General features: G+C 58.7%; 5 protein-coding genes and 3 pseudogenes. 4 read left to right on the top strand and 4 right to left on the bottom strand.

The window, feature by feature from the left end; all coding sequences use genetic code 11:
• Positions 1 to 2,034: 2,034 nt before the first annotated feature.
• Both XI08_RS10340 and XI08_RS10335 read left to right on the top strand, forming a co-directional pair.
• Positions 2,035 to 2,412 carry a NolY gene (locus XI08_RS10340; RefSeq protein WP_097668512.1) on the top strand — a complete coding sequence of 126 codons (378 nt, stop codon included), beginning with the start codon at positions 2,035 to 2,037 and terminating at the stop codon, positions 2,410 to 2,412.
• An 888-nt stretch (positions 2,413 to 3,300) separates the two neighbouring features.
• Positions 3,301 to 4,035, top strand: a complete 735-nt coding sequence (locus XI08_RS10335; protein WP_271553815.1) for a hypothetical protein — start codon at positions 3,301 to 3,303, stop codon at positions 4,033 to 4,035.
• 179 nt (positions 4,036 to 4,214) lie between these two features.
• On the opposite strand, the pseudogene XI08_RS10330 reads toward XI08_RS10335, so the two are convergent.
• The 4 genes and pseudogenes from XI08_RS10330 to XI08_RS10315 form a co-directional block, all read right to left on the bottom strand.
• Positions 4,215 to 4,409 (bottom strand): annotated as a pseudogene (locus XI08_RS10330) (IS66 family transposase); the annotation flags it as partial.
• 31 nt (positions 4,410 to 4,440) lie between these two features.
• Positions 4,441 to 4,575, bottom strand: a pseudogene (locus tag XI08_RS10325) (transposase domain-containing protein); the annotation flags it as partial.
• Between the two features lie 309 nt (positions 4,576 to 4,884).
• The gene (tnpB, locus tag XI08_RS10320) at positions 4,885 to 5,139 is read right to left on the bottom strand and encodes an IS66 family insertion sequence element accessory protein TnpB (protein WP_202633234.1); all 255 of its coding nucleotides are present in this window, start codon (positions 5,137 to 5,139) and stop codon (positions 4,885 to 4,887) included.
• 89 nt (positions 5,140 to 5,228) lie between these two features.
• Entirely contained in the window at positions 5,229 to 5,399 is a 171-nt protein-coding gene (locus XI08_RS10315) for a hypothetical protein (RefSeq protein WP_245448780.1), read from the bottom strand.
• Between the two features lie 255 nt (positions 5,400 to 5,654).
• Here XI08_RS10315 and XI08_RS10310 point away from each other — a divergent pair.
• Positions 5,655 to 6,365 (top strand): annotated as a pseudogene (locus XI08_RS10310) (IS630 family transposase); the annotation flags it as partial.
• Between the two features lie 378 nt (positions 6,366 to 6,743).
• Entirely contained in the window at positions 6,744 to 6,989 is a 246-nt protein-coding gene (locus XI08_RS10305; protein ID WP_097668612.1) for a hypothetical protein, read from the top strand.
• The last annotated feature ends 741 nt before the right edge of the window (positions 6,990 to 7,730 follow it).

Here is a 7,730-nt window from a genome sequence, read left to right as displayed (position 1 = left end):
CGATAGCTTTGGCGGATAGTGTCTAGATTGGGGAATCATATACTTGGCAAGTAGACCGACGCACTGAGGTTCTATCCGAACGCTGATTGCCATTTTGGTTGTCGTTTGCCCTACCGCACAGGCGATCATCAGCCTCAATGGCAGCGATCAAGCGGTCAATTTTTCTGACTGTGCTTTTCGACACTGAAACTCTGCTTTCGAAGGGAATTCTTCATTGTGAGCGCGCTTTGCGCAATGAACTTTGTCGGCATGGGCGGAACTGGCGGCGGTGCCGTCTACGTCGGCAACGGCAAGATTGTCGCGATGGACGTTGGAAACCTTCGCATAGGGGCACCTACATCGAGCAATGCGGTCGCATAAAGGGGACTGTCAACCTATATGCGCCAACCGGCGGTATGCAGGTACCGGCAGACAGCAGATGGAACCTGACGCTCGATTGGCCTGCCAACTTCTCAGATGGGAAGCCACAGGCGCTCATGGTTGAGGGTAGCCCGGTACACGTCATACTGAAGTGGCCGGTCATCAACGAATCAGCAGGCTTGCCTGAAAGCCCTTAAGCTCACTGAACAAGACGGCGGAAAAAATCTAACTAACGCGCTTTCGATGTAGGCGATGAGATTACTCGCGTTCGCCATCCACGAACTGGATGCATCCCATCGACACTTTCAATTTTACAGATTTCAGCCAAATACCCATAAGTCGATCGCCGGTTTCCGGAAAGCACATTTCACGAATGTCGTGTGACAATGGATCCTTTTTGTTTTCAGCATAGTCGCAGGCCAATTCAAGCTTCTCGTGGCTACATCCCCAACGACACCGCTCAATCTTTGAAATGCGCGGATGGCCAATCGCAACGTCTGGCGCGCAATCGATCGCGTTGTCGCCTCCCCCTTTGCCATCATACTAAAGGCCTCCAAAAAGATCGGCTCTCACGCACACTGTTTGGCCGGGTAAATGCGTGCGCTGCATAGAACTCGGGCAGGCGAACTGCCCTCTACACCGGTGCGGGCTGGACTTGTTGCCCTGACCAGGCGGGCAGCGTCGACAATCCGCCGCTGTCGCGGCCTCCAAGCAAAGCAGTACAGTCAGCTATCTAACTACCTTAAGTGCAAGACACATATCCTCCGGCCAGGACGAGGCACTGATGTCGATCCGTGTGATGAGACCAGCCTCGCGATCTTACTGTCCGCCCCCGTACGTCGCGTGATCGTGGATTCTCACTCTGCTCGCGTGCTCAGCTTTCGTCGGTGGGCGGCGCCCACACCCGCTTCCTACAGACTGACGTCCCCCTATCTCATTCTACGCGCCGCCGCTCTTGGAACATATCAAGACGCGGTTATGCCTTGTCAGCAATCCTTGCATCACCATCGGACCGAGTGGTGGACGTGCGCGATCTGCCGGTCTTGGATCTCAGCGCGCACAGCTTCCAGGAGCCCGTCCGCACGCTCAGCATGCCAGGCATCTCCAGTCAACGATCGCGGAGACAAACTTCAGTCGTATGTAGCGGATGTTGGTTCTGGGTTGCCTGGCATGGGCTGGGCCATCAATGTCTGGCATGATGAGAAGTCCGGTTTTGGGCCAGCTAACGGCGCATCTTCAGCAACAGCTTCGTCCAGCGCCAAGCGCTCTGTATGGCACTCCGGCTCGCGAGCCCTCTGGTTACGTCTCGATCGCTATGCCACGCGGCAAGAAATCCCGCAGCAGTTTGGGCAGCCGCTTCTCGACTTGCCGTCATCAGCGGCGTCCCAGCTGGTTGGAGTCACTGCCATTGCCCGACGCGCTCGACCGGCTCGACGGTCCAATCAAATGACGGGTCATCTACAACGCTGTTCGCAGCGCTCTATACCCTCGATTCCGGCTTTGCGATCCAGCGGCACATGCCTGCCACCCTCTCTCCTCGGCGACCGTGCGTGCGCACCATGCCTGGTGCAGCAGCCATTCATTCTAGCGTCGCGTCTGCCGTCTCGCGAACGGGGAAGCACGACACAACCGTTACCCAGCCTGCCCTGCATTTAACTACTCTGGAGCAACACCGTGGAACTTGACCCCTCCAATTCACGCATACAGGACCTCGAGAATCGCATCGACCTTCAACTCGACATCGTGGCTGCCCTCATAAGCGAAGAAGGCAACGAGCTCGAAGCGATCCGACTGCTTAACGCACTCACAAACCAAATGATTACGGCGGAACTGGAGCTCGGCCAGCCCGGCGACACGAGAACCGCTGGCCGCGCTGGCGACCGGCGAACAGCGCGACTGTCGCGAGACCGTGGCGTTTACGACCCCGAAGACCTTCAGGTTTTGGGACGTCTTCTCGATCAGGCAGTGGCGGCATTACCGGCAGTGCTGCGAACTCCCGCCAACCAATTGAAGATCGCCAAACTAATTCTGTCACGTGCAGCAGCGGGCTGAGATTTCATTTGGCTTTTTCTCGAAACGTTTATCGCTGGGCTGAAAGTCGTGCTACGGCCGTACGCATCAGGGATCGACGGCTCGGGGTTTCTGGGCTCACCGTCCCGTAAGCGCGCCGCTTCCGCTGGCTTTCCATACCGCAACTGCTCGCTACCATGTTCGAAAGCAGGCGCCCCTATTAAACCACCTCGCGCCGGAGATGCCACAGCTACATTCGATCCAGCTAGACCTTGCTGTTCCTCGAGCACCTGATAGCTATGGTGTCTTATAAGGCTCACGCGTCGGCAGCCTGCCGGCCAGAAATGCCCCCTGCAATACAGGTCAGTACACGTTCGCGAAGATCCATCGACAGCGGCTTCGCCATGCCCGCCGGCCTCCCGTCCGGCCAGACGAATGCGCGAGCGGGAACAAGATCTGATCGATGCCCATCAGACGACGATCCTGACTCTGCTGGTATCGGCTTCGCGCTTACCCACGGTCATTCGCGATGGACGACCGGAAGCCCCCTATTCTTCAGACGCGCCGCGTCAGGACAGCATCGTGCGCGAGCCTGCGCCAGGCCAGAGATGAAATTGAGATTGCGCGGCAGCTTTCGGCGGAGGTCAATGCCGTCTCCATTGGCTCATTGCCAATCCTTTTGACGCTCGTCAGCTTCTCGAAAGCTCACTCTCTTAGCATGGGAGAGCGGATGTCTAGACGGCGATGCCGCCTATCCATCGTAATGGAGCACCCGATGCTCGGAATAACGGCAAGCGTGGCTGGCGCCATTTTGCCGGCAGCTCGGAGGCTGCACTCCACACGAGCCTTCGAAACGCTTCTCTGGAGGTCGCAATGCAAATGGCCTCCGTCGAACTAGGGCTCGAGCCGACCTTTCAAAGGAGGAACAGAATGGATTTCAACTCAATCAGCCCAACGAACACGAGCCCGCAGCCCGATTCACCATCACCGCCCGCGGACCCAGCGGGCTTTGAGCACCTGCTGAGCGAGTTCGAAGGTAGTGCTCCGCCACGTGCTGCGGGGTCTCCCGTGCAGCAGGGCGAAGCCTACTCGCCATATCTGGACGCCGGGCATCCCTATTCGCAATACTTGGAGTCGGGGCATCCCGATCCATCACTGTTGGATTGGGACGATGATCTATATGCGCCGGCTGCGCCCTCCCCCGGGCCATTGGTGGCCGACAGGGAAAGCTCTCCGCAACCCGGCTCGCAGCAGCCGATTGCTCAAGCCATCGCGGAACTCCCCGAGTTCGATCCTGAGCTGATTTGGCAGCATGTGGAAGCCGGCCGATCGCAGGCTGGACCATCGCAAGCCGGGCCGTCGCGAGCCGGGCCGTCCTCGTCCGCCGGGGCTGCGCTGTTGGAACTCACAGATTTCATTCCAGAAAACGAACGTTTTATAGCCGACCTCTGGGTCTTCTTGCCCCATACGGCCTCGGATGCGCAGATCAACATATTAAGCAGGGCCGGACTCTTGCCTACCAATACCTCCCCGACCACAACTTTCACCATGCTGGGTATGCCCCACACGGCCGAATTGCGACAAGATGGGCTTGTTAGTGTCAAACCGTCGCTGAACGCAGGCGCTTGGCCTGGACAGCCGCACGGCGACGCGCCCACCGAATAGGTATTCCATAGCCCAGCCCGCGGCACGGGCATAGCCGTGCTGCCAGCAGACCTTCGGGACGTCGTCGACGGCAGGAGCATTTGGCGACGTCCTTTCGGACGGCGTCGTCACCCTATGGACGCAGGCTTGACGCTTTGCGGAATCGCCACGGCATGAGGTCTTCGATTCCGACCTCATGCCCGGCACAAGCAGATCGGCCGGATGGCGTTTTCGACCGGATTGGTGTCGAGCTCGAGACGACCGTCGTCGAGGAAGCGGGTCAGTCCCCGCCAATGATTGAGCGTAGCGGATGTTATCGGCGAGCAGAGCGTGCTCGCAGGCTCGATGATCCGTTCCACTCGCGGAATGGGCAGGCAAGCAGCCGCGATTGCGATGAGAACCTTGATCAGGATCGCTCTGCGATCGGCCCTGGATGACCGTCTCGGCTCTTTCCTGCGCCGCGTCCAGGATGCCTTGCGCGATCTCCACGTCTTCGAGCGGCAAATGGTACTGATCTGGCCGCAGCTTCTCGGACTTCGAACCGAACTTTTCGCGTCGCAATTCGCCGAGGATGACCTCCAGCCGACGCCGGGCCTCCTCCGACGCCGCCAGTGCCCCCCTGATGCTCGCTCAAGGCCGCCTGCGTTTGCGCCAAACGCGCCTGCAGGCGTTCGTTTTCATCGCGCAGCGCCGCGATGCTCATGCGCTATTTCGAGCACATCGTCGCCGCGCATGCCACGTTCAAAATAGTTTCCGAGTCATTCTGTCGCAGTCATCCCGCCGCTTGCTGGCGTCGTGTTTCCTCCGGGCGGACCAACCTCCAATCCAGACCCTCGAATAAGGCCGCGAACATCGCCGGCGACATGCGCATCACGCCGTCCGCGATCGCTGGCCAAGCGAATTGCAACCTTCAAGGCGTTTGTTCACCAACACCAGGCCCGTTTGGTCCCAGACCAAAATCTTGATCCGGCCCGCTCGTTTTGATCGGAACACGAAGGCTGCGCCACTGAATGGGTCGAGACGAAGCATCTCCTGAACCTTCGCCGCAAGCCCATCGTGGCCACAGCGGAAGTCGATCGGCCGCGTCGCGATGTAAATCTTCAGATCGGCACCGGCCGCGATCATCGTGACGCTCGCACTGCGCGGATCACCGAGACAGCTGCTTGGCATCATTGGCCGTATCCGTCGGCAGCACGACATCGCCGATCTCGATCTCAAGCTGATCGCCGGAACGTGACGCTCCTCCAACGCGCTTTCCACGACCAGCGGTGCGAATGTCGACTGCAATGCCTCGCACGGCCGCAACATGCCCCGCTGTCGAAACCGCGTCGCCAATCGTAGATCTGCCAGCGCGTCGCTCCGTGCTTGCGTGCCACCTCGGACACCTGGGCACCCGGTAACAGACTCTCGGCGGCGGTCCGAGCTCGCTCAGCATCGGAACGCACGCGACGTCCCGAGGGCCCTTCAAGAACCGCCAGCCGGCTCACCGACCTTGCCGACGAGCCGTCCAAATGGACGTCCTTTTTTGCTGTTCAATCCCATCCAAACCTCCGTTCCAAGTGGGAGGCTTCTTCGCACATTCGTTCTACTCTGAAGCCAGGGTATCGGCTTCGCGCTTACCTCTGCTGTAGGCCACGCCCGATATCACCATCGAGGAATTGCGCGATAGCTTGAGCAAACAAGGCCTATCCCTTGGTTATGGCACGATCCGCCGCTTCTTCGAGCGTCACGAGATCGCGCGTAAAAAAAATCGCCCATGCCACAGAGCGGGATCGCCCGGATGTCTTGACGCGGCGCGAGGCCTGGCGTGAGAGCCAGGACAAGCTCAATCGGAACCGGCTGATGAGACCTGGGCATCGACCAACATGGCGCGAACACATAGCCGTTGCCAGCGCGGCGAACGGCTGCGGGCCAGCGTTCCTCACGGCCATTGGAGAACAACTACCTGCGTAACCGCTCTAACCACACGCGGCATCATCGCAACTTGGGTGCTCGATGGTCCCATCAACCGCGATGCCATCGAGACCTATGTCGAAAAGGTGCTCGTCCCCGAGCTTCCAACCGATGCCATCGTGATCATGGACAACCTCTCTAGCCACAAAGGGCCGCGTGTCCGCGAGATGATCGAGGCTGCCGGCGCAACGCTCCTTTATCTTCCGCTCTACAGCCCCGTTCAACTCTAGAGAACGCCTTCGCAAAGCTCAAAGCAAATCTGAGAAAGGCTGCCGAATGCACTGTCGTGCGGTCTCTGGGACGCTATCGACCGCATCATCGACACTTACACGCCCGCAGAATTCTCAAACTACTTCGCTGCCGCAGGATATTTGCCACCCGACCGGCTAACGCTCTAGTGGGCCTCACCTGGAGCAAACCGCACTGAGAGCAGGAGGCCATGCGCAGGGTCGAACAACAGGACGACGGGCCGCGGGCGCATGGCAGAAAGAAAACAAGTAGCGTTCGGAACACGCCACATGATTCCAAAAGCGGCATGACAACCAGTAACAACGCGTGCTCGCTTAAAGCGCCTTTGAATTATTCGAATCGCGCCTGGCAATACGACGGTCATCGGAACTTCAACAAACATCTATAAACTTCATTGAAGCGCCGAGAGCGGCTCGATAGGCAAGCGGGCTGCGGCCCTGATGTCCTACTTGCTGGGACAAGCCACGGACCCTCGGTTAGCTTTTTGCAAGGTACTTCCTTGTATCAGGACATCGAGGAGTGTTGAGATGGATCAGTTCTCATCCGAGCAAGTGCAGGTGCGAGATGCTATCGTGAGCGTCGCATTTGATAAAGCTTGGCGCTTCATCGAGAAGGATCCGTTGCTGGCGCATAATCTCAAGACGGTCCTTCATAGCCGACTGCGAACTTTCCTTGAGTGTTCGATAAGGAACGGCGAACGGAATACTTTGAATCTTGCAAACGAGGCGATACGCAAGTTGCGGGCTGAACTGGCGCCGTCGAGCGAGCAATAAGGCGCTTGCACCTCTACTGCCAGGTGGGTTTGGCTTCGTTAAGGCTCTTGGGAATCTTATGCGGCAGGAAAACAACCGGGTCAGAGCGTGGTCCAGCTGACCTTCCTCCACTCATGTTCTGCCCCGCTGGAGACGAGCACGTTCGGGACGACTGTTGGCTGTGCAGCTTTTCTGGCGACCCGCTCCTTCTGTCGCTAACTAGCTAGCGCCAAAGCCAGGCTGGGCCAACCTGTTCCGTGCATGTTCGCGGTTCAGAGAGTTCGGCAAATGACCGCTGATCGAGGACGCGTCTCGGGCGCTGAGGCTCATCCTTCCGGCAGGAAGCTCATGAGCGATGCGGTGATGGTCGATCACAGACCTCGATCGCTTGTAGCTCCGGACCTACTACAAGTGTAGCACGATGTTCCTCAATCTCTACTTCGATCGAGGGGCGTCAAGAAGCCGATGCGGCTGCGCTTGACGAGGCTCTTCCTTGAAGTTGCGCAAGCTCGTGCCGAGCCCAAGGTCAGGAGAGAAAACGGTATGCCTTTCCTGGCGCCAGGGAATAATTATAGCGCGACGATCTGGGTCGGAAGAGCGCGGCGATCAGGATGGCGAGTCAGTGTCGCGGCGCGATGATGATCGCCGCGATGATTGTCGCGCGCAAGAGTTTTGTTGGCTCTGGTTGTCGCGGAGCGTCAATCAAGCGAGCGTTTTTTGTGTCGCGTGCTCCGGTGGCCGCCCTGGACCACGCTTTCGCTC

It is taken from the genome of Bradyrhizobium sp. CCBAU 11361, from assembly GCF_028128935.1.
GTDB lineage: Bacteria > Pseudomonadota > Alphaproteobacteria > Rhizobiales > Xanthobacteraceae > Bradyrhizobium > Bradyrhizobium niftali.
Note: the sequence above shows the minus strand (reverse complement) of the source record. Positions and strands in the feature narration are given on the sequence as shown.